We start from the raw sequence: 20,106 nt of genomic DNA on the forward strand, positions 1-20,106 counted from the left end.
TTTCTCCTCCTAAACAAAATTAAAATAAATTAATGAAGATTCTATAATCGAACTCAGCAGCAATAAAAATATGACAAATATGAAACTAACTGTAATTTTTTTCCCCTTATCATTATAAACATAATTTGATTTGTCTTTTAAATAAGCCATTAAAATATCTGATATATAATATGAAATTGCTAAAGAAATGATTATTGCAGGTAATTCTAAAATGGAATGAGGATATTTAGTAAGGGTATTCTGAATTCCATTTTGAATGGTGTTTATGGTAGCCGAATAACTAAAAATGTATAAATTCACAAAAGTTAACAGTGTTGCTCCGCTATAAAACGTTATGCTTAAAACAATTGTAATTATACTAATCCGAAGGTTATTCATAAATATCTCATATATATTATCCAAAAAATTATAACTAGTTATAATTTGAACTATATTCTCTGAAGAAGATTGTGTTTGAAAAAGCAATCCTAACATGATACCTGAAATAATACCTATAGATGATACAAAAACTGCATATGCAATTTTGTTAGACGGAATAAAATACTTTTCAATGTGATTCAAAATGTATTTCACCGTCCTTAACTATTAATTCTTCGTTAGATAGTTCGTGAAGTATTCTTGTATGTGAAATTAAAAATATAAAATGATTATTTGACAAATCTGTAAGTTTTCTTTTTACAACTTCCATTGCATATTTATCAATATGCTCAAAAGCCTCGTCAAACAATATAATTTCACTATTAGTTATAATTGTAGCAACAAAAGCTAATTTTTGTTTATTTCCTTGAGAAAGATCTTTTATTAATTTATAATTGTAATCTATTAATTCTAGTTCGGATAATAAATTTGTTATCATCAATTCCGTAACTTTTACATTGAAAAGTAATGATATATAAATTAAATACTCTTTGACCTTTAAAAATTCATAACCCACAAATTCATCATTTATACAAACTATTTTGTCTGACCTTTTTTTAATAATAGTATTATCTATATCTACTTTGTGTACCTCAACATCGATATCTCCTAGTAAACTTTTAAATAATGTTGACTTCCCTGAGCCGTTTCTTCCACTTACAAAATAAAGGCCATGTTTATTTAATTTAATGTCTACTTTTTTTAATATTATATTTTTTTTATCATAGCTGCTGTTTCTAATTTCTATCTGTAAAAGACTCATAGTATCTCCCCATTATAAATTCATTAATTGTAAACAAGCCCCTAGAACAATCAAAAATAAAACCATAACAAATATATAGCTCAACCATTTATATTTAGACTCACTTGTTTTGTTGTACATTGTCCTAAATTTCAGTATCAAATGTATTGAATATCCTATAACGATAATATCAAACAAATAATTAAATGTGGTCATATAGTTTCCTCCTCATTTTCAAGTTAATAGTTAGCAAACACATTTTAAAACATGTAAGAACAATTAGTAGTAGAGCAGTAAATAAATAAAAGTAATCTAAATAAATTGAATTTCCTGTTCTAATAATTTGATCAACAATTGCTCCGCATAGAACTAATACCATAATGATTAGAGCATCAAAATTAACGCTGTATTTTATTTCACCAACTATAGATACTGTTTTCCAAGTAACTATTACTAATTTTTCATCTAAGACTGGCAAAAACACTCCCAGAAATACACAAATTGCTAAAAAAACTGAATCTTTTAAAGTTATATTATTAAAACTAAAATAATACGAAAAAAATATAGTACTCATATATAAGCTTTTAGCATATAATAAAAGTTTGATTTTCCATGTGAAAATCTTCAAGTTATTTTTTTGTATTTTTTCAAACGAAATCCTTTCCCTCTCGTTAACAAAAAAGTGAAAAAAATAAGCATATTGATTTAAAAATTGTTTAGTACTCAATATAGCAAATGAACAAGCAATCATGGGGAATACAGCTTGCTTTTCTGAGTAATTCCATAATGTCAAGATAAGTATTATTACTAATAAGTCCAATGGAAAGAAAATCATTAATTTTTTTGTTGCAGGCAGGGTTTTTACGTAATTAATAAAGGATGTATATCCTCTATCTAGACCAAAATGAAATTTTTTTGTAATAGATAGACTTTGTCTTGAGCATAAAATATCTATTACGAATATTAAAACAGCCGAAATAATTACTATGCCTGTAAAAACCGGTAAAAAAGCTTCAGCATTCACATTAAGATACAACAAATATTTATTCATGTTAACTGCATCGGGAATATTCAACATATGATTTTTAATGAATATACTCAAGCTTACAATAGTAATACATAAAATAAGATATATATGCTCTTGTTTACCTTCCATCATAAAATAAATAGAAATGACTATTGATAACAGCATAAACAGATCGCTAATTGACATGAATATAATCGTCCTAGATAAAAAAAACACAATGGTTAATAAAAAAAATAATATGTCTAAAACGGTTACTACCGATAAAATTTTATATATATTACTAGAAGTAGCTCTTTGAATTTTCAAACTATAAAAACTTTCAGGATGAGAAAATTTAAATACAGAAATTTTATTTCCAGTAATGAAAATTTTCCAAAAGACAACTATTACTAATGGATATAATAATTCATTTGTTGAAAGTATTAATAAAAAAATAAACGGAGCAATTGACATGCATAAAAAGAAAAAACTTATTACAAGTGATAACAGTTTAATTTTTTTATCCCCCAAATAGATTAATAATCCCGGTAAAATTTTGTTATAGTAACACTCTATCTTTCTCCTGTAGCAATTCAATAAGTAAAAGAAACTAAGTAACAATTTTTTTAAATAAAAGTAATATGTGTGATTATCAATGACAAACATCCTCCTATTCATGTTATGGCATCTTCCAAGCAATATTTCCTTAAAGTGAAATAGCTATTAATTTATTGACCGTAGAAACAGCTATGAAGAACTCATTTATTTTAGGTCTGTAAGGTGCTGTGTTCTAGAAAATTTTAAATACTCTATTTGTTCGCCGTTAAAATTAAATAGTCTAACTTACATTTAAAAAAGCTAAATTCAAGCTGTCTAAAAACAACGTCAATTTTCACACTGGGAGTCCTTAGAAGTGCCTGTAACAGACTTAATCTATGTTCGTGTGGGTGGCAAATGGTATTACATCTGTTTTATCTTAGATTTATTCAATCGTGAAATTATTGGCTATTCATGTGGCCGAAATAAATACGCAGAACTTGTTAAAAAGACTCTAAGTCGAACTTCTTCTCGCTTAATAGAAGTCCATTATTTCCATAGAGATCGAGGGAAAGAGCTTGATAATCAGGCCATTAAAGTCGTGCTAGATAAGTTTCAAATTGAGCGTTCTTTAATTCGGAAAGGAAATCCCTATGACACTGCGGTGGCAGAATCGACCTATAAATCAAGCAAAGTTAAATTTATTTATCCTAGCACATTTGCAACCTTAGAGGAACCAGACAGCCATTTTGTTGATTACGTTCATTGGCAGAACTATCTGAAACTCCATGGTTCGTGGGGATATGAGACACCCATTGCCTATCGCTACGCTAGGTCTCCTTGATAATGAGCTTGGAGCTGATACAAACGAGGGACCTCAACTAGTACCTTCGCCGCCTGAAAGGGTAATCGGAATAGGGGATCGGCACAATCGTTTACACCTTATAATTTTTGTCACAAAAAGGGGAACCAATTCACATCCAATTATACATGTATATTCACCTTACATAACGTTCTTGAGTAACTATTTTACAAATAGAATTATTTAGTCATAGTAACATATCTTTTTTTCTTATATTATACTCAAATGGTTCAATGGGATAATCTAATATTTCTCTAACAGTTACAGTCTCGTATCCCTCATTAATATACATCAGGCAATGCTTCCGCGGTAGCGGCTTGAATATCGTGCATAAGAACAATCGCTCCTGAATGAATCCCATTCTTTATCTCTTCAATAATAGTGTTAAACGCAACTGAAAAATGGGCCAAAAATTTATTTTAACCATTTCTTTGTATCTTCTACACGAAAAGATGGGCCCAACGGTCCCACCATGGCTGCTGTAAGCATTGGATCTTTAAAAGTTTCTTCCCAGTGATCGAATGACAGGTTCGTTGTAATGAGCATAGAACCGGCAGTTGTTCTATTGGAAAGAAGATTAAACAGTATTTCACTGTCAACTTGATCAAATGAAACATAGCCTAATTCATCTAAGATAACTAAATCATATTTGCCAAACCGGCGTTTATAAAAGTTTAGTTGGTGGGCACTCATTGATTCTTTTAGTTCGATTACTAGATTAGGAATGTAGGTAAACAAAACACTTTCCGCTGATAGTCAGGCTTCCATTCCAAGCACAGTTGCTAAATGTGTTTTGCCAACACCTGGATTCCCCATTAGAATAAGATTTTCTTTTTGCTCGATAAATCGTAATGTCTTCAGTTCTTTTATTTGCTTCTTTAACTTTGTTTCTAAATGACTATCCATATAATCATCAAACGTTACTTTACATGGTAATTTTGACTGACGTATCAATGTTTAGATTCTATTATTTTTTTGTTGTTCAATCTCTACTGTTAGTATCTGTGTAATGAATTCTTCATAACTTTGATCAAGATCAATAGCTTGTTGGATCAGAGTCGAATATTTTTTTAATAGGGTAGTTTTAGTTGTTTAGCGTATGCTTCAATCATTTATTTGTCACCTTTCTCACTCGATGGATCACATTATATTCTTGTAATTGATTTCGCGCTTCATTTACTGCACGAACCGGTGGCGCTTTAAAAACCTTTTGATCTTTTATCGCTTCTTCTTCCAACTGGATAATGAGTTGATCGATATAATCGCCCAAGTGTTGCTCAACAAATTGAAGAAACCTGCGTGGTATCTTTTGGTAATACTGGAGAAAACAGCGGCGAAGATTGGGTGTTTTCTTTAATACAAGTGAATGTTCCAGCGACTTAGTTTTTCGTAAAAAAGTGGTTAAATAGTGTCGAATGTCGACGGAATATTGCTTTTCACCTTTCTGAATTGGATGTGTAGCGATAACTTGACTGGAACCCACTGTTTCTAATTCATTTAGATAACGTTTTACAGTGACTTTTTGGCCAACTAAATAATCTGGTACAGAGTAAGAATTTCCCCATACGTGAACAAAACTGTACTTATCTACAGTTTGTTTTGTTGTTACACCATAATCATAAACACCTCTCAATTCTTGCAGCTACGCTTGTTATGTAGAAATTGTTGAGGTTAAATTCAAGTCAACGATTGCCAGGTCTAAATGCTTTTGAGCGTGTTCAATGGATTCAAATTCATGTTGTTTGATGAATGGCTTTTCTTCGTAGAACCTGTACACTTTTTTTCTACATGTCCTTTTTCATGGCCGCTAAAAGCATTAGTTACCACTAGTTCAAAACGATAGTAGAGCGCTAATTTCACTAATGTGTCATTGAGTTCTTTTTCATGTGGACCGACAAAACGTTTGACCACATTTCGCATATTGTCGTAAACAACTGTTGAGTAGCCGATTCATAAAGTTTCCCCCAGCGATAACCAGAAGCAGGACAAGAACATACAGCGAGAGTTAACGTTCGTTTTTGTTGATTTATCAAGCATTTTACTTCTCAAAAATCAAATTCTTTCCTGTAACCTAAAGGATACAATTGTTTGATATACGCTTCTTTTTTTGCTTGAATTTTTTATCGACCGTCGTCAATTGTTGTTTATGAGGGACCAACTGTTTTGCTTTTAATTGATCAAAGGCAAGTATTTCTTCGACCCGTTGGTCGATTTCATGTGTATATTTTCTTGGCTTTCTATTGCCCGTTGCGCTACTTGATATTGCTCCCACGGTTTTCCGATTTAGACCTAATTCTTTCGCTACAGATCGTTTAGAACGTCCACATTCTAGTAAACGTATGATGGTTAATTTATCCATAAATTTTATCACTCTGGGATCTCCAATAAGTAAGCTGATTCTTTACTTATTGTGAGTTAATAGTTATACCTTTTTAAATTAGCATAAACACCTGTCCTTCCAATATATCTTCTAAAATTTCTAATAACATTTCTTCAGACTTTTTTATCTCTTATAAGAGACATTATTCTAATGTAAACTAAAAGATTTCCATAATATATTCTTTTGTTAGACGCTCTTGATTTAACAAAGATCCAATCAAAAAAGTGGGCCAATAATCAAATTTTTTCTGACTATTGGCCCGCTCTCAATTTTGTTTACATATTGTAACTTCTTATACTAAAGACCTAACGATTAGGATTTTCTATGTTTCCCTTTCTTTTTGAACGGAAACATCCATACACCAATCCCTAGGATTGCCGATCCTAAAGCCGCCAACAATGGACTGTTTTTCGTTCCAGTATGAGGTAAAGCATTCTCTTCTGATCCTTTCTCTTCAGATTTAGATTGACCTTCTTGGTCTTTCTTATTCTGAGGTTGCTCATTTTCTTTGGTTTCTTTTGAAGGAACTTCTTTATCTTTCGTTTACACATCCTTCACTGTTTGTACTTTATCTGTAAACTTACCTGTCGCTGAACCTTCCACTTTACTAAATGTGTATCCTGGGAATTTTTTTCGTTCTGCGGTATACTCTTCCCCTATATTTCCTGACAACGATACAGGATCAGAAAGGTTCTTTCTTGTGCGTTTGTCTTCATAGTAAACAACTACCTGATTTCCCTCTACTGGGCCTTCTGGTTTTCTTGTTTCCCATACGTACGTTCCTGGATGTGTTCCATCATACTGCATTAACCCCTTGTTTCAGACCCCTATCGTTCCTCCCTGAAGCATCCAATTTCCTGTATACGTATCATCTTTTGGTGGGGCTGATAGCACAGCTTCGTTGAGCCTTGCATCTACTCCTAATGACAGCTCTTTTAAAGGCACATGATCCAGTAGAGAAAAAGTGTTTGCTTTTCGCATATCTATACCTCTTAAATCTAATTTCGTTAAAGCCAGATTAAAATCAAACATATGACTCAGATCTGTAGAATTAGACACATCTATTTTTTCTAAGCCCACATATTCAGTTACTCTTTCTAGGTCATAGAACAGCCCCGTTGCAATTGCAGGGGTCTCCACAGCTCCTTCCACTACGACTTTTGTAATTGAATCCTTATAAGAAGACCAAGCCTTACCAGCTGAACCAAGCAAACCCGAATGTATATGCAATGTTCCTTCTGAATCAATTATCCAGTTAGCTGTCCCGTTGGTACCTGAGGCAGTCTGGCCTGATGGTACTCCAGCTGGTGGAGCATCCAATTCATTAGTTACTACTGAATCCGTTGAACCTTCTGTCATTGTAGAAATACTTTGATCCGTAGCAACCGCTCCTTGATCTGCAGATTCCACAACACTATTTGGTTGACTTTCCACTAATTTTGTCCCTAAATCCGCACTAGGTACAGTTCCCTCCGGAATCTGAGAAGTAGTGGTTGGCAATCCATCAGAAGGAAGACTAGTAACTGTTTTATTCTCCCCGTCTTTTTCTATAATTTGTGCATGAACACTTATCCCCTCACTTAGAAATGGTAACATCAACAATAATGTTCCGAAAGTTGTAATATGTTTGTTTTTCATTGACTTTCACCTCTAAATTTTATGATTAAAGCAATTGTACTATTCTACCCCCCCTACACGTTCCTAGGGAACATCAAAAGGGGTGGAAATCTACACTTTCTTATGTTGACATTTTCACCAACATCTTTTTTTGATGTACAAAAAAAGGCACCTCAAAATCCTGTAGAATTAAAGTCGTTGAGCTGCCCCCATTCTAAAGAGTAATCAAGATATCCTATACTGATCCCATCAAAGAAACCCTAGATAGTCTAAACCTAAATATTACTTTTGAAAAACATTATTTTCGAAAAGAAAAAATAAACGGACAGTTTTGTAAAATTTATACAGGAAAATTAACTTACTCCCCAAATTCCTGTAAACATTGTAAAAGTCATTACACTATTATTTATTCGTTGGGGAATGACAACCGTTCGGTTGTTACTAAATGAAGTCGCAGAATTCAAAACGTATCTAGAATTGAAAAACAACGGTTTAAATGTCATGTATGTCAACGGACTTTTGTTGCGGATACAAGTTGTTTCATTAGTCAATCTGTCAAATGGGCCATTACTACTTTTTGAAATTTCAGCTTGGCTTATTACCACTGGACTAACTTATATAAATGTAATACTATTAAACAAAGTATAGAACCATATATATCAAGATTAATACTCTTGTTTCAATGAATTATAGGTCATCTCTGCTACCGTATTATCTTTTACTTTGGCTAATAATAGTACTTTTGTTTTCGTTCCGTTCTGCTCACAATCAAGCAAGACTGCGTATTCCTTTTTATCATTTTGATATATTGAACTTACCTCACCTTTACTTTCCAATTTTGCGCCAGTTTTCACATCAATACCATTTTTCTTTATACATTCAGCAGTCATTAATTTCTTTAATTTTTCGTTACGATCGTTAATACTAGAAAAATTAGCATAAGCATTTCCAAAGTCCTCCACCAACTGGTAAGTGCCAGATACTTTTTCTTCCGCTAATTTATCCTTACTCTGCATGGACTTAGTACTACTTTTTTCAGTCACTTCACTTTTTTTCGTAGAATTTATATCATCAACTGGTTTCATAGTCACCGTTTCAGTTGTTGACGAAGCCAACGTTTCATGCCCTCTAGTAGACCCTCCACAAGCAGTAAATACTAATCCAACACCTAATAATAAACCTACTATATTTAACTTTTTCATTTTCTACCTACTTTCTTTGAAATGCGTTGCACTTCTTTAATATACACAATCTTTGAAAACATTCCTTCAGATTCTTACTCAAAAACGTTCACAATTCCTCCTACTTCCTCACTATGCTGGTCACATATGGAAAATCTAATCCCCAAGTCCGAGAATATTTAGCAACAATTTGACCTTGCTCGGCGTTTTGTTCGTAGCTAGTAAATTTATTTTCACCTTCAACGCTAGCAACAATAGCAGTATGACCATAAATACTAGTAGCCACACCACCTTGACCAAAATTAATGACATCTCCTGCTTTAATATCTGAATAATTTGGATTCTTTATAACTGTCCAACCAATTGAACTCCAAGGATAATCATTACCAATCTCACTCGCAAACATATGTCCCGTACCCATCATTTGAAAACCTCCTTGTTTTTCAACATAATACGCCGTGCCTCCATAACATTGACCACCATTAATCGTTTGTCCTAAAACTTTTTCTAAAACATCAATTTTTCCGCCACCAATATGAGCTGAACCGTTTCCCGTCGAACCAGTTGAAAGTCGCTTATACCAATTGTTAGCACTAGTCTTTCTTTTCACTTGTTCTAAAGGATCATCTTTTGTTCCAGCTCGTTCCCACAGTTTTAAAATATCAACTGCAAGTGTATTCACATCTTTTGATTTAGACATTCTTTTAAGTAAGTCACTATCAGAACCATCCTTATTCCACGCAAAATCCATTTGTAAAGCTACTGATTCCCATTCCTTTTTTTGACTTTTTGCAAAATTTAATAAATTAACTCTTCGTCCTGAATCCCATTGTCCTAATCCAATTCCATAACCGCCTAAACTAGCGTTATAAGCAATAGAAGGATTAAAAGCCAAATCACTTTGAATTCTAGCAGGATTTAATCCACTCTCATGTTCCATATTGCCAATCCAAGCGGAAGCAAACTGCAACGTTCCACCGCGTGACGTCACGTAGTTAGAAACTTCTAATGCTACTTTTTCCTGTGGTGTAGCAGGCTGAAACTTGGAAGAATCTCCGCTTTCACTAGAAGAAAATACACCTAAAAATAATAAAAAAGGAAGAATAAAGACAAAGCAACTAGCAATTAAAACCTTATTTGATTTCTTCATGGTCTCTCCTTTCAAAAAAAAGAAGACTGATAAACATTTCATCAGCCCTCTACAACATCAAAATTATATTCTTCCGTGTTCACACTACCAAAAAATTGTTCCTCTGTTTGTTCTAAATTATTGAAGTTTTCTTCTGTTTGGTAAAATGAATAAACGTTATTTAATGAATCATTATTGTTTGTGATTAATTCGCTATCCTCTCCATCATCAAAAAATGCACGTTCTTCACGAGCAAATGCCAACTCATCAAAATTATCTACTTTAACATTTACATTGTCTGCTATTTCTTGTTCATCAAGTTCTTGAATTGGCATATCTCTATCATTTTCATTCGATTCTATAGTTGCCTCTACATTATCAAGTTCATTTTCAATAATTGGCTCTAATTCAATGTTACTTTCGTCAACTAAAGAAGTATCAAAATCAGATACATTTTCATCTAAAACAGGAACATCAATTTCTTCTAAAGAATTGTCTACTTCATCATCTGTTAAATCTTCAAAATTATCCACTTCATCAGTCAAAGCTTTATCTTCTATTTCTTCTAATTCCTCACTATTAACAGTTCTTGGCTCTTCTACTTCCACAATTCCTTCTTCAGGCAATAAATCGTCTTTAAATGGTTGTTGTTCTTCTTGAGCGGGACGATTCAATAATGAATTCACTCCTGTTCTTACACCGGAAAATTGACCATGATCATCCATGAAATGATCTTTTGCTAAGTTTAATGCTTTATCATTTTTTGGCATTAAATGACTAGCACCGTCAGCAGCCAACGCTAAATTTCCAGTTGAAATACCGATACCTGTCTTTACTGCACCAACACCAATCTCACCTGTACGTTCAACCGTTTCTTTTGTCTTTTCATTCATTTTCGCTTCAAAAGAAGGCTGTTGAACTTGACCATCAGAAAAGAATGACAATATTGTATATCTGCTTTTCCAAATTTTTCGATACAAAACAATTTTTACTAGTGCACTAACAATTAATGTGCCTAAAAGAAAAACACCACCAGACAAAACCATTAATAAGCTACCACTTACCTTATCCATCAATCCTAAAAATGCTTGGTCAATTATCTTATTAATCCAAAACAGCACAGACAAAAAGAGTCCGAAAACTACAGGTAAAAATAAAATGCCAATTAATCCCTTAAAAAATTTAAACATCATCATTTGACAACGAGGGAAGAAAGATACTAACGCAATAATTGGAAAAACAAGAATGAGTAAATCAACAATGATTTGAATAATATTTAGCATAATATTAATATATGTGACAGGCACTGCTAATACTGCCAAATTCACCAATCCAACACCTACACTAAAAGCTTTTTCCATTGTTTTCACGCCATTTTGAGCAAAATATGGATTATCTTTTTCATGTTCACTAATGTATGTTTCTCTAGCCTCTTCAAACTCTTTTTTCTCTTTTTTAGATAATTTAGGCTTCTCTAGTAGTTTACTTTCATCTAATTTCTTACCATTCTCCATTTTCCCATCAAGTGAACCACTATTTACAAAATTAAATGTTTGTTTTACTGTGGCATCAAAAATTGGACTTTGATATATTTCTCCCTCTTTTGATCCTTCTGTTCCTAAATTGGCACTTGCAGTAAACGTACTTTGTACTCCTTTTGCAAATGCGTTTGTTGATTGAATCAAAAACGTTGAACCACTTGTTGTACCTGTTGATGTTGTTACAGAACCAAACCAAAAACCAAACAAAGCAACAACCGCTAAATAATGAAGGAATACTTTTGAAAAACTTCTACGACTAGAAAAGAAATGGTAAAGAAGATAATACGCACTTACAAGAATCGCTAACGCAAGTAAGGAACCATCTGCAAATCCCTTACCACCAAAACCAGTTAGAACATCTTTTGACATATTCAATACCGTTTCTTGTTTTCCTTCAAAGAAACTAGATTGATTTAAGACGTTCTCACAAAAAAGAAAAAAAGAAACAGATATTCGTAAAATAAAGAATGGTATATCTACAAAAAACCAGTTCACTACTTGCCACCCTTTATCTAACAAACCACCATCAACCGTATACGCATTATAACTGTCAATTAGATACTGCATATTCTCACTTCCTTCCTATGCAACAAAGCGGTTCTCCATTTTAGAAGCTTCTGTATCATCAACAGTTTTAAATAGTTCTAGCCATTCTTCAAAAATAACATGAACAACAATTCGATTGGTTTGACCAAACATGTCTTTCATTAAACATTGGCCTTGCACCATATTAGATACCCACTTCATATTAATTTCATTCGACGGAAGATTAAGATACTTCAAAACACCTTCTCGATTTTGAACTTCATCAAAGCAAATCACTGTACCAAAACCAGTACCATCTTCACTATCATCTAAATCATTTGTTGATTGTGTGATCAATACTAAGAAATTATTAAACGAACGACCAATACGTTTCATTGATTTCAAAATCGCTTTACCTTCTGGTGAAGATTCGAAAATCCAAGATTCATCAAAGAATGTTACTGTTTCTTCTTTTGGATTTCTTGAACCAAATTTTGAACAAAATGTCCCCAAAGCAAACATCAATGTAACTGAAGATCGTTTATTTTCATCTAATTTTTCATTTTTATCAGTTGGTAAATCTAAGTCCTCGATTTCCAAAATGGTCACTTTTTTATCGAATGACAAACCTTCCACTTCTCCATGAGAAAACGCCAATTCTAAAACAGATCCTTTAATTGTAGACACTAAAAATCTCCCCATGTCTTTAACATCAGGAATTTCACTTTCAGCTAACAATTCAATAACATGCCAGAATCCAACTTGCTTTCCTTCTTTTCGTTCAGAAATTACTTTTGTAATAGCTTCATTACTTGCTGTTTTCTGTTTTAAGTCCCATGTACCATCATAAATATTCGTTATCATTGCTTTAGCAGTCGACGTGGCTTCCGTCTCATTAAATAGAACAATTGGGTCAAGTACCCCATGATTTTTCGGGTCACGAACATCTAAAGTTACAAAATTAAAGGACTTCACAAAATCAACATCTAAAGGATATTTCTTTTGATATTCAGGGGCATTGATTGTATACATAAATTGCTTTCGCATTTCTTTTTTCGGATCAATGTATAACACTCTGTCTTTTAAAAGTGCCATTTGCATAAACAATGTTTTAGCTGTAACCGATTTTCCGTTCCCAGTATCGCCAGTTAAAGCCCAGTGGGGATTATTTGTTTTCTTCCCATCAACATTTTGTTTATTCGCTAGTAACATATTCATAAAAATTAAATTTTTTGAACTGGAAATAATAGATTTTCTATCTTCTTTTTCTTCTAAAGTTGTATCAATACGTCCAAGGTAAAAGCCTAACTTCGTACCTGCATGAAGTGAAGTAAAGAAATTCAACTCGGCAAACGATTCAATTGTTGACGTGTGTTGCCAACGAGAAGTCTGCATGCGGATAAAATTACCAAACAAAGTGGATTGAAATAAATAAGGATTATCAAACGTTGCTTTAATAAGTGGTATATCTAAACTATCAAAACGATTGATTAAATATTTTTTTCTTGCACGCATTTGTTTTTTTGTACTACCACTAACAACAACCACTGCTTTCCAGTCAATAATATCCACACCATCATCAATTTTTTGGTCTAAATCGTCTAGTGATAATTGACCTTCAACAATCTTTCGTTTTTGTTTAGAACCAGCTAAGTGTGCTTCCTGCATGATATTCTTAGTGCGGGTTCTTGCACGTGACGAACGCCCAGACAGTGCCAATTGCCCTTTACTTTCTGCAAAAGTCGCTTGAATCTTCACTTCAACTGGAAAAGGCATTTTTTGAACAACCTCTAAAAAATGGTTACCATCAAGAAAAACCCCAACATCACCCATAGGAAGATAGGATATATAGCTTTCGCCATAATCACAATTTAAATGAAGCCCTCCACCGAACAATGGTTTAATTTTTGTTGCCATTAAATTATCTAAGTTTTGACTAGAAAGAACATCTTGTCGCTCATGTGGAATATTTTTCAAGAATTGGTAAGCTTGGTAATAATACAATTCATCTTCTGTTAATCGTTCAATTAACAATTCAGATAGATTTTGGTAAACTTCTAATTCTTGTTCTCGATAATCCTTCTCCCAATCTTCTGCTAGTTCCACATCAAAGCCTAGCCCTTTAACAAATTTTTCCGATACGTTGCTAATTGAATTAGTAACGGTTTCTTTTAAATCAACAGCGAGATCTTTCTTGATTAAAGGCACACCAATAATCCACGTATATTCGTAAACCATACCCATTTCTTGTTCTAAAACCATTGCCGTTTTCATCAATTTATCTACGCCTACTTCATAATTATTAGAATCAATTAAAGAACGCATAGCACCCATTTTCCCTCGAATGTCGGCATTAACTGGCAAAAGGTTAATTTCAAATCCATCATTAGCTTTTAAACGATTTAACGCACGAGAAACTTTCCTTTTCGTTTTTAATTTCTTTTCAACATCAGTCAACATTACCGTTTCAGAACGAACACGATAGTAAGCTATCGCTGTTTTTTCCTGTGTTAAAACAATATTTCCTTTCATATGATTCGTTAATGGATATTCTAGTTGCATATTCACACTCCTTTTTATTTTTTATCGTTTAAACGAAAACTCTTCTATTTCTTTTACTCGTTCAAAAGCTACAATTGATCTACTATCTAACACATAATTTTTCACATAGACAAAACCATCTTTTAAAAAACCAAAGCCTGTTTTTCCTTCGAATTCCTTTTCGGAATACCAACGAGCAACTTTATTCGGCACCAACACCATGATTAACAAATTTAAGTTAATTCCTAAAATTTGTGGTAATGGTACTTCTTTCCAAAACAAACCAGTTAACACAATCCCTAAGAATAGAATTAGGAGATAGGATAGGCTAACAGGTTGTGCAAATACCCATACCACTTGACCCTTAGGCGATTTAATAACTTGCATTGAATAAGGGGCTTTTAAGCCCCTTGAATAATCGTAATATTTCATATACTCACCTACATCTTAATTCCAACTAAACTTAATACCCATTTAACAACTGCAAAAATATTTTTTCCTTGATTCGTCGCAAAGTCCTGTAAAATTAAGGCAATGACAATTACTGAACCAATTTTTGCCCATTCGGCACCTTTCCAATGTTTTAAAATCAAGATAATCGCACCAGCCGCTAAAATTGTAATAAAACCTGTACTTAAAAAACTACTCAAATTGCCTGTATTCATTAGTCATTTCCTTCTTTCTCTGTAAAGTAATGTTTCATCGTATTAATAAAATAAGAATTCTCCGTTTTAGATAACCAAAGCGAAAAATCCTCTGTATGCGTTAATGTTGTTGTGTTATCTGAAAAAGTAACCGATACTTGAACCCCTGTTACACCTTTCTGCTTTGTATCAAAAAATTTCATATCACCTGAATCTATTGAAACAAATGAGTCTTGACCAGCTGTCGTTGTTGGATTTTTCATTAACAACATTAATTCTTGTTTGTTCCCAATTGAATATTTTGTAAAAAACATCTTTAAAAATTTCTCTACAGATTGTTTTTCTTTCCCATCAACATCTATTGAATTTTCTGTCTGTTTTAGAGGTACTGTTTTCCCTTGTGGTAAACTACTTGCTACAAAATAAGGACGTCCTACAATTGAAAACAAATTGTCTTTTACTTGAATTGGTAAAACCATATTCTGTGTCACATTTTCAGTCTTTTTATCTTTCTCCAATTCATAATTCACATTTAGATAAACCAAATAACAATCTTCCATTTTCTCTATACGTGATAAAGACGTATTTTTAAACGTACGTAAGACATTCCCTTGTAGATTTTCTGTTTCATCAACATCTTTTACATCTAGTGATAAATATTTAGATAATCGATCAATACGAGCCTTTTTCGCTTCATCACTTGCTTTCGAGTTATAGTTCAAATACTCTTTCGCAAAATTTTCGACATAAAAAGAGAGGGCTGAATAATCAAGCTCCTCTCTATCAACTTTATTCTTTTTTGATTGTTCACTTAATGTATCCACTTTTGAATACAAATTGTCTACATTACTTGCCATCACATTGGCCCGAATCGCACCAACTCCTGACATCACCAGTAAAACACTAGCGCCAATTAACACAACCCGATTCGCTTTCTTTTGAGAAAAAGTTTTAACCTTTGGTGTTTTTTCTTTCTTCTCTTTCTTTTTAATTTTCTTTAAATTCATATTCCCCTCCTACTCTTAATAAGCCCAAACAACTTTCAAACGTTTTTAAAAAAGTAGATTTAATCGCCTTTTCAACATAAACTCTCTCTCTAACATACCCCTTATGTGTTTGAAAGCCTTCTTTATACAAATAAAAATAATACGAATTGTACATTTTATCCCCGTTAGGCTTTCTCAAATATTGACCTTCTGCCATCAAACTAGTTATACCGCCATGAAAAACGTATTGCGCAACAAATTCCTTTTTAAAAGGCGCTTCATCAATAATAATCCCCATTTTAAATAAAGAATTTTTATATTCTTCCATATAAACAATATCTGCTTCATCAATAGGCATTTCATCAACTATGAATCCATGCAATCGAAGCATTTCAGGAACTGGTACATTTGAATACTTTTGGTAAAATTTACTATGCTCTCTAAAAATTGGCATAATATTTTGATTCATAAAATACAACTCCTTTCCATTTTTCTGTAATATTTATGGTATCTTTCCATAAATTCTTCCCTTAACTCTTCCAAGCCTTGGGTAACTGCTTGTTTAGAACGACTTATCATTAGTTCTTCATAACCCATAGGAAAATCATCATGTGCGAAAAAATAATTAATAGCTATCTTCTTTTCTCGTCCTAAAATATAAGATAAATCATCGGATCGATACTTTTCTAATGGCATTTGCTGTTTGACCATTTGTACGTGTAGACCACAAAATTTTTCTTCACTAATCACATCATATTCCACTCGAAATAACTTTAAACGGCCAAGAAAATTTCTTTGAACAATCCTCCCCAGTTCTTTTTCATCAGGCGGATACCCCTTCATTCGTCTATACGTTTCATAAAATAATACAGCGATTTTCTTTTCACATTCCAAGAGTTTTTCTTGTTTAGCTGTTATTTTTTCAGGATTATTGGATTTAAAAATTAATGACTTAAAATCAAACATGTACTGATTGACAAATTCTTCTTTCGACAATTCTTTCACCATATTTATTAGTCAATAACACCTCTTTCGTATTTTTCTACTCCTCCGTTATATGAAGTTTAGTATTCACTATAATTCGTTCAATGAATAATAAAATAGTAGGTAAGAAATTGATTCATTCTTACCTACTATTTGTTTTCTATCATTTATTCATATGTTTTTTTCGTTTTTTGTATTGAACAAGCGCATAGACACTACCTAATAAAACAACCCCTACACCAATTAGCCATATGTTCGCTTCTTCTCCTGTATACGGCAATAGTCCATGTTCAGCTTGTTTCGGATTACTTGGCGTTTTAGGCTCTTTCTTAGGTACCTCTTTAACAGTAGGCGTAATATCTTGTGTTTTTTCCTTTCCACCGATGTTATGCTCTGAATCTTTTTCATATTTATTATTTTTTGTTTTGTTATAACCAATCTCTTTGAAATAGTAGCGAGTACCTTTTAGGTCTTTTTTATAGTCATAATCAGCTTGTACCGTCTGGACTGTATCCTTTTTCGTTACTTTATAATCAACTTTTCCAGAAGTCCAAGCGTCCTTTTCCTTTCCATCAGGCGTGACAGCGACTAGAATGGTTTCAAATGCTCGTTCTGTATCAACATCGACATTTTTATGAGAAATTTTTACATTATCGTATAACTTTACTTTTTCTTCCCAAATAAAAGTTTGAGTTTTATTATCTCCTGTGTGCGCTTGACTGGAGATATTAATTTCAGGTTTATCTGGAAGAGCAGGAATAATTTCCTGATTTTTTTGATTGCCATCAAAATTATGCTCGGTATCTTGTTTATACTCTGTATCAGAAACTTTACTGTAACCAATTACTTTGAAGAAATATCGAGTCCCCTCTGGATCTTTTTTATAATCATAATTCGTTTCTACTCGTTGTGTCATATTTTCATTGGCTACTTTATAATCAATTTTTCCAGAAGACCAAACATCTTTTTCTTGATTATCTGGTGTTACGGCAACTAATATATCCTCAAAAGCACGTTTTGTTCCTAATGGAATATTTTTATGAGAAATCTTTACATCATCGTAAAGTTTAACCTCTTTACCCCAAATAAACGAACGTGTTTTTCCATCTCCAGTATGCGCTATAGAAACAATATCAACCCAAGGTGTATCTATAGGTGTCGCTTTGTCCTTTAATGTATACGTGCCAAGATCAACATTTTCGCCTTTAGATAAGTCTTTTTGTGTAAATTGTTCTGTATTTAATACATTTCCACTTTTTTGGTCAGTCACTGTAAAGGTGAAAGTATCTGATTCTTTATCATAAGAATGCTTCACTTCAATAGGATCAATACTTTGGTAGCCTTCAACACCTTTTGTTTCAGTAATGATATAATCATCAATCGGCAGATTTCCGAATTTAAAGTATCCATTTTTCCCATCAACATTGGCCGTTGTGACAACCGTTTTTTCTTGTGTTCGTTCATTAGTAGCTGTAAATTCTACACCGTTTTTAAAAATTTCATTTGTCTCGTTTTGAATAACTTTCTGACCATCTAAATTCATACGAATAACATCGTCTATACTCTCTGAATCTTTAATTACAACAGGCGTATTTTGATCTTTATATGTCAATTCTACCACGTGTTTTTCTGGATCTAATGTATATCCTGCTGGCGCTTCCGTTTCTTGCCAGTAATACGTTCCTAAGTCTAACTTGTCCATTGAAGCAGTTAGTTTCTCATCTAAAGTAAATTCTTTTAACAAGGTGCCATTTTCCTTAAATAAACCATACTTAGCTCCTACCATTGGATATGTAGGATTTAATGGTTTATCAGAATTAGTCGTTTTATCTTCTTTTATTAAGGTCGTTTTCCCAGTCGCTACTTCATTTTTAAATTCTACTGAAGCTGTTTTTCCAGCTTTTACTACGACTTCTTTGGTATTGTTTTTATCTAGGACATATGGAGCAGGTACAAAAATTTCCGTTGCTTTAACTTTGGCATTATGAGGAATATTTTTTATTATTGCTTCCCCTTTGGTATCAGTTGTGACCGTTTGCTTTTTTCCGTTATACTCTACTTCAAATTTTGTATTTGGAACTGGTTTTCCTGTTTCTTTATCAAATTTAACGATTTTCATTTCACCTGTTGTTACAATCTCAAAATCTATTTTGTATTTACTTGGGTCTGAAACACCAGAACTTATCAGTTCTTGAGACCCTGATTTTTTCCATATAAAAGGAGTTCCTTCACGTAAACTTTTTTTCAAGATTAATGTACCTGAAGAATTTGCCGTACTTTTAGGTGTAATGGTTAACTTATTTCCTGATTGTCTGAAATCTACATTAGCAGTATTTTGTGCTACCACATCAAATTGAGATAAATTCGAACCATTCGTATCTGTTAATACAGTAGATTCGCCTAGAGTTAGTTTTACCTTACTATTATGAAAAGAAGGTTGTTTTTCATAATTTGCAATAACATCATTAATTTTTTTCTTTATTGTCATTCTTTGCTCTTCTGTTAAATCACCATTTGAATGAACAACAGCTCCCACTTCGTTATAAAGCATTTCTTGCGCTACAAACATTGTATCTAAATCAGTACCAGCTAGATTCCACAGAGAGCTTATCAAATTTGCTTTTCGGTTCAAAGCAAAAGGATTACTTGAATACCCTGTCCCTTCTAAAACATGACTAAATGGATCCACGCAAAACACTAATTCTTTTCCAGTACCTTGATCTAAATAAATCGGCGCAGTCCATATATCTCTCGTTTCTCCTTTCCATGTAACAGACATCTCACGCTCGTTATTATGATCAAATGAAACATCTGAAGCGGTGACCGCATTAACTGGAACGGCAGTAAACAAAGTCTGCAGACCAATAACTCCAATCATCGCTAAATTTTTAATTTTTCTTGAAAATTTCATTTCTTTCTCCTTCTTCTTTATATTTATTTTGAAACATCAAAAATATATACAAAAAGAAGGTGCTCGTATCATGGTCAATTACTCACCTTCTTTATATATCTGT

General features: G+C 32.8%; 17 protein-coding genes and 4 pseudogenes. 2 read left to right on the plus strand and 19 right to left on the minus strand.

The genetic code is table 11. From position 1 onward, the window contains the following. Positions 1-9: 9 nt before the first annotated feature. The 3 genes from IGJ41_RS10275 to IGJ41_RS10285 form a co-directional block, all read right to left on the minus strand. Positions 10-561, minus strand: coding sequence for a stage II sporulation protein M (locus IGJ41_RS10275; RefSeq protein WP_033628156.1), 552 nt, complete (start codon positions 559-561; stop codon positions 10-12). Further along, on the minus strand, positions 548-1,180 hold the full coding sequence (locus IGJ41_RS10280) for an ATP-binding cassette domain-containing protein (RefSeq protein ID WP_033628155.1): 633 nt from the start codon (positions 1,178-1,180) through the stop codon (positions 548-550). Before IGJ41_RS10280 ends, IGJ41_RS10275 begins: the two co-directional genes overlap by 14 nt. 181 nt (positions 1,181-1,361) lie before the next feature. Continuing rightward, positions 1,362-2,696 carry a hypothetical protein gene (locus IGJ41_RS10285; protein ID WP_154224947.1) on the minus strand — a complete coding sequence of 445 codons (1,335 nt, stop codon included), beginning with the start codon at positions 2,694-2,696 and terminating at the stop codon, positions 1,362-1,364. A gap of 352 nt (positions 2,697-3,048) precedes the next feature. Between IGJ41_RS10285 and IGJ41_RS10290 the strand changes: the two are divergent. Next, positions 3,049-3,546: pseudogene (locus IGJ41_RS10290) on the plus strand (DDE-type integrase/transposase/recombinase); the annotation flags it as partial. A 432-nt stretch (positions 3,547-3,978) separates the two neighbouring features. On the opposite strand, the pseudogene IGJ41_RS10295 reads toward IGJ41_RS10290, so the two are convergent. The 6 genes and pseudogenes from IGJ41_RS10295 to IGJ41_RS10320 all read right to left on the minus strand — a co-directional run bounded on the left by IGJ41_RS10295 (position 3,979) and on the right by IGJ41_RS10320 (position 7,582). After that, positions 3,979-4,470: pseudogene (locus IGJ41_RS10295) on the minus strand (ATP-binding protein). Between the two features lie 202 nt (positions 4,471-4,672). Next, positions 4,673-5,197, minus strand: a complete 525-nt coding sequence (locus IGJ41_RS10300; protein WP_241433749.1) for a Mu transposase domain-containing protein — start codon at positions 5,195-5,197, stop codon at positions 4,673-4,675. A 438-nt stretch (positions 5,198-5,635) separates the two neighbouring features. Continuing rightward, the gene (locus IGJ41_RS10305; protein ID WP_241433748.1) at positions 5,636-5,935 is read right to left on the minus strand and encodes a hypothetical protein; all 300 of its coding nucleotides are present in this window, start codon (positions 5,933-5,935) and stop codon (positions 5,636-5,638) included. 321 nt (positions 5,936-6,256) lie between these two features. Beyond that, positions 6,257-6,376, minus strand: a pseudogene (locus IGJ41_RS10310) (LPXTG cell wall anchor domain-containing protein); the annotation flags it as partial. 111 nt (positions 6,377-6,487) lie between these two features. Next, complete coding sequence (locus tag IGJ41_RS10315) at positions 6,488-6,751, minus strand: MucBP domain-containing protein (RefSeq protein WP_438714386.1); 264 nt, start codon at positions 6,749-6,751, stop codon at positions 6,488-6,490. A gap of 12 nt (positions 6,752-6,763) precedes the next feature. Then, positions 6,764-7,582, minus strand: a complete 819-nt coding sequence (locus IGJ41_RS10320; RefSeq protein ID WP_033628151.1) for a hypothetical protein — start codon at positions 7,580-7,582, stop codon at positions 6,764-6,766. A gap of 209 nt (positions 7,583-7,791) precedes the next feature. Between IGJ41_RS10320 and IGJ41_RS10325 the strand changes: the two are divergent. Next, a pseudogene (locus IGJ41_RS10325) lies at positions 7,792-8,136 on the plus strand (ISL3 family transposase); the annotation flags it as partial. A gap of 90 nt (positions 8,137-8,226) precedes the next feature. Here the strand turns inward: IGJ41_RS10325 and IGJ41_RS10330 are convergent. The 10 genes from IGJ41_RS10330 to IGJ41_RS10375 all read right to left on the minus strand — a co-directional run bounded on the left by IGJ41_RS10330 (position 8,227) and on the right by IGJ41_RS10375 (position 20,003). Continuing rightward, complete coding sequence (locus IGJ41_RS10330) at positions 8,227-8,763, minus strand: EF0163 family protein (protein ID WP_033628150.1); 537 nt, start codon at positions 8,761-8,763, stop codon at positions 8,227-8,229. 100 nt (positions 8,764-8,863) lie between these two features. Further along, a complete protein-coding gene (locus tag IGJ41_RS10335) occupies positions 8,864-9,892 on the minus strand; it encodes a phage tail tip lysozyme (RefSeq protein ID WP_033628164.1) in 1,029 nt (342 codons plus the stop codon). A gap of 41 nt (positions 9,893-9,933) precedes the next feature. Next, a complete protein-coding gene (locus IGJ41_RS10340) occupies positions 9,934-11,979 on the minus strand; it encodes a hypothetical protein (RefSeq protein ID WP_438714389.1) in 2,046 nt (681 codons plus the stop codon). Between the two features lie 15 nt (positions 11,980-11,994). Next, positions 11,995-14,499, minus strand: a complete 2,505-nt coding sequence (locus IGJ41_RS10345; RefSeq protein WP_033628148.1) for an ATP-binding protein — start codon at positions 14,497-14,499, stop codon at positions 11,995-11,997. 21 nt (positions 14,500-14,520) lie between these two features. Continuing rightward, positions 14,521-14,910, minus strand: coding sequence for a conjugal transfer protein (locus IGJ41_RS10350; protein WP_033628147.1), 390 nt, complete (start codon positions 14,908-14,910; stop codon positions 14,521-14,523). A gap of 8 nt (positions 14,911-14,918) precedes the next feature. After that, a complete protein-coding gene (locus IGJ41_RS10355; protein ID WP_002394254.1) occupies positions 14,919-15,143 on the minus strand; it encodes a hypothetical protein in 225 nt (74 codons plus the stop codon). Continuing rightward, positions 15,143-16,129, minus strand: a complete 987-nt coding sequence (locus tag IGJ41_RS10360; RefSeq protein ID WP_033628146.1) for a conjugal transfer protein — start codon at positions 16,127-16,129, stop codon at positions 15,143-15,145. Before IGJ41_RS10360 ends, IGJ41_RS10355 begins: the two co-directional genes overlap by 1 nt. Beyond that, positions 16,110-16,577: a hypothetical protein gene (locus IGJ41_RS10365; RefSeq protein ID WP_033628145.1), complete on the minus strand. Its 468-nt coding sequence runs from the start codon at positions 16,575-16,577 to the stop codon at positions 16,110-16,112. Before IGJ41_RS10365 ends, IGJ41_RS10360 begins: the two co-directional genes overlap by 20 nt. Continuing rightward, positions 16,574-17,116 (minus strand): hypothetical protein, encoded by a 543-nt coding sequence (locus IGJ41_RS10370; protein ID WP_033628144.1) that lies wholly within the window; start codon positions 17,114-17,116, stop codon positions 16,574-16,576. The genes IGJ41_RS10365 and IGJ41_RS10370 overlap by 4 nt, the downstream gene beginning before the upstream one ends. Before the next feature lie 139 nt (positions 17,117-17,255). Continuing rightward, positions 17,256-20,003, minus strand: coding sequence for a SpaA isopeptide-forming pilin-related protein (locus IGJ41_RS10375; RefSeq protein ID WP_033628143.1), 2,748 nt, complete (start codon positions 20,001-20,003; stop codon positions 17,256-17,258). Between the last annotated feature and the right edge of the window lie 103 nt (positions 20,004-20,106).

It is taken from the genome of Enterococcus sp. DIV1537a, from assembly GCF_051712085.1.
GTDB lineage: Bacteria > Bacillota > Bacilli > Lactobacillales > Enterococcaceae > Enterococcus > Enterococcus faecalis.